Source organism: Roseisolibacter sp. H3M3-2 (assembly GCF_029211165.1).
Classification (GTDB): Bacteria; Gemmatimonadota; Gemmatimonadetes; order Gemmatimonadales; family Gemmatimonadaceae; genus Roseisolibacter.
The window spans coordinates 1-2,711 of record NZ_JARGEK010000507.1; the positions used below are offsets into that span (position 1 = coordinate 1).

The following is a 2,711-nucleotide window of genomic DNA, read 5'->3' on the forward strand; positions in this document are numbered from 1 at the left end:
GCTCGGGCGCGCGCTCGCCGAGCCGGGAGCCCGCGGCGACGCGGCGGCCGCGCGCGCGCCAGGCGTAGCCCGCCAGCACCCGCAGGTCGCGCCACCAGTCGAGGCGGGACTCGCGCGGGCGCAGGTCGTAGCGGCCGGGGAGGTCGACCACCTCGACGCGGCGCGCGAAGGGCAGCACTGCCAGCGCGAAGTCGACCAGCGCCGCCCACCCCGCGCCCTCGGCGACCGGGGCGTCGCCCCGCGCGCGCGCCAGGTCGCGCAGCACCGACACGCGCACCAGCCGGAAGCCGGTCACCAGGTCGTCCAGCCCCTCGGCGCGCACGAACGGGCGCAGCACCCACGGCGCGAGCTTCCGCAGCCGGCGCTCCGGGAGCGGCTGCTGCTCGGTCGGCGGCCGGCGGCCGACGATCAGGTCGGCCCCGCCCTCGAACCGCTTGGCCAGCTCGGGGAGGTCCTCGGGGCGGTCGGTGAAGTCGCCCTGCATGAACACCGCCGCGTCGCGCCGCGGGTAGCGCGTGTGCCCCGCGACGTGCCGGCAGAGCACGTCCACCGCCGCCGCGGTGCCGCGGCGCGTCGCGCTGCGCAGCACCGTCAGCGGGAGCACGCGCCGGTAGGGCTCCAGCACCTCCGCCGTGGCGTCGGTGCTCCCGTCGTCGAACACCACCACCTCGTACTCTCGCGTGTAGTCCTGGAGCACCGCGCGGATGCGCCAGAGCAGCACGCCGATGGTGGCCGCCTCGTTGTGGACGGGGATGCAGACGTAGAGCACGACTCTCCGGGGTTCACGCGCTTCGCGGCCGGACCCGCCGCCGCGGCGCGCGAAACCTAGGGCGCCGCCGGCCCGCCCCGCCACCCGCCGCGCGCACCGCTGCCGGCCCCCGCTGGCACTCAGCGGGCACGAGTGCTGACAACTCGTTGTCCCGCTTGGAGTTCGGGCTGTCGATCGGCGCGCGCGCGACCGATACTTGCGAGAAGGGAGCACCGAGCTCGACGCATCGGGGTACCGGAGCGTCGGGCACCCGTCGTCCGCACGCAGACCCGCGACCGCAAGGAGGCCTTCGATGATCCTCGCCGACGTTCGCAGCCGGCTCGATCGACGCGACGCGCAGCTCGCCCTCCGCCTCGTCGCCCGAGACGACCCCGAGCAGCGCGAGATCGTCGAGCGGACGCTGGTCGACCGCGGGCTCGACCCGCTCCTCGACGACCCGCGCCTGCTCCGCGCCCTCCTCGAGCAGGGGCAGGGCGCCTGCGCCTCGCTCCCCCTGTTCTGCTACGTCGTGGTCCGCCACGCGCTGCGCGAGGTGGGGGAGGACGACCGCGCCCTCGCCGACTACGTGGCGGCGCTGGTCCTCCACTTCGGGGTCCGCGAGCGCGCGACCCGCATCGGCGAGTCGGACGACGAGCGGTACGACACGCTCTCCGCGCTCCTCGCGGCCATCGAGTCGTCGGACGTGCGGCGCAGCTTCCTGGTGCGCGCGCACCTCGGGAACTACGCGCTCTGGCTCAGCGGGCTGTTCCCCGACCGGGTCGAGCACCTGCGCTGGCGGCGCGGGGGCCCGGACCTCGACTACTACGAGGCCATGGGACGCCGCGGCTTCCAGCTGGCGGCCGACCACCGGCTGGCCGCCGAATACGGGCTGGAGGGGCTGTACGCCGCCGTCGCCGAGCGCTTCGGACGGGTGCGGTGCGCGCTGAACCGGGTGAGCGACCGGCTCCTCTTCCCGCACCGCCACACGCCGGAGCGGCTGATGCGGCAGGTGCGGGACGAGGTCCGTTACCGCCTCGCCAGCTGACCGTCGTCCTCGGGCGGCGCCCGCTCTTGCGCGGGCCCGCCCGGCTCGGTCGATTGCCGGGCGCGGTGTGGAACGGGTCTTGTCCTGAGCGGCGGCGAATCCCCATCGCCGCCGCGTGCGTATCCACCACCGTCCCGCCCGCCGCTTCCTCCCCCCCGTCCGCCGGCCCGCGCCCCGGATGTTCGAACAGCTCCGCGACTCCTTCCGCGCCATGCTCGACGCCGCGCGCTCGCCGGACGACCGGCGTGCGGTGCTGGCGGACATGAAGAACTCGGTCGTGCGCGCGCGCATGGGGATCGACGACCTCAAGCAGGGGGTCGAGGTCGCCCGCCGCCGCCTGGCCGAGGGGCGCGCGGAGCTGGACACGATCCGCCGCCGCCGCGCGATGGCGGCCGACATCGGCGACCAGGAGACGGTCGGCGTGGCCGACCGCTTCGAGGCGCTGCAGGCCGAGCGCGTGCGCGTGCTGGAGCAGAAGGTGGCGGCGCAGGAGGCCGAGCTGGCGCTGGTCGAGCGGGAGGTCGCGGAGATGACGGTCGACCTCCGCCGCGCGATCGACGGCGTCCCGCTGCGCGCGCCGGGCGAGGTGTCGCCGCGGGCCGCCGAGGCCGCGGCGGCGGCGCAGGTCGACGAGCTGCTCGACCCGCACGCGCCGCTGCGCGAGGAGATCGACGCGCTGGGGCGGCAGCAGGCGCGCGCGACGCGCGAGGCCGACGCCGAGGCGCGGCTGGCGGCGCTCAAGCGCCGGCTGGGCAAGGAGTGATGCGCCGGCCGCGCGTGCCGCGCCGGCTGCTGGCCGTCCGGGCCGGCCTGTGCGGCGCGTGCGCGTGCGCGTGGCTGGGGAGCTTCGCGCGCGCGCTGCGCGCGCCGGCAAGTCGGATCGTAGCCATGTCGTTCTGTGAGCCAAGGAGTTGGGAC

General features: G+C 76.3%; 3 protein-coding genes. 2 read left to right on the top strand and 1 reads right to left on the bottom strand.

The features are described from left to right. A partial coding sequence (locus tag PYV61_RS23715; RefSeq protein ID WP_275836347.1) for a glycosyltransferase family 2 protein occupies nucleotides 1-769 on the bottom strand: 769 nt, incomplete at its 3' end. 292 nt (nucleotides 770-1,061) lie between these two features. Here PYV61_RS23715 and PYV61_RS23720 point away from each other — a divergent pair. Together PYV61_RS23720 and PYV61_RS23725 are read left to right on the top strand one after the other, a co-directional pair. After that, nucleotides 1,062-1,793: a hypothetical protein gene (locus PYV61_RS23720; RefSeq protein ID WP_275836348.1), complete on the top strand. Its 732-nt coding sequence runs from the start codon at nucleotides 1,062-1,064 to the stop codon at nucleotides 1,791-1,793. A gap of 178 nt (nucleotides 1,794-1,971) precedes the next feature. Then, the gene (locus PYV61_RS23725) at nucleotides 1,972-2,556 is read left to right on the top strand and encodes a hypothetical protein (protein WP_275836349.1); all 585 of its coding nucleotides are present in this window, start codon (nucleotides 1,972-1,974) and stop codon (nucleotides 2,554-2,556) included. The last annotated feature ends 155 nt before the right edge of the window (nucleotides 2,557-2,711 follow it).

Coding starts and splice junctions, on each gene's coding strand:
- PYV61_RS23720 (WP_275836348.1), top strand. CDS start 1,062: ATGATCCTCGCCGACGTTCGCAGCCGGCTCGATCGACGCGACGCGCAG.
- PYV61_RS23725 (WP_275836349.1), top strand. CDS start 1,972: ATGTTCGAACAGCTCCGCGACTCCTTCCGCGCCATGCTCGACGCCGCG.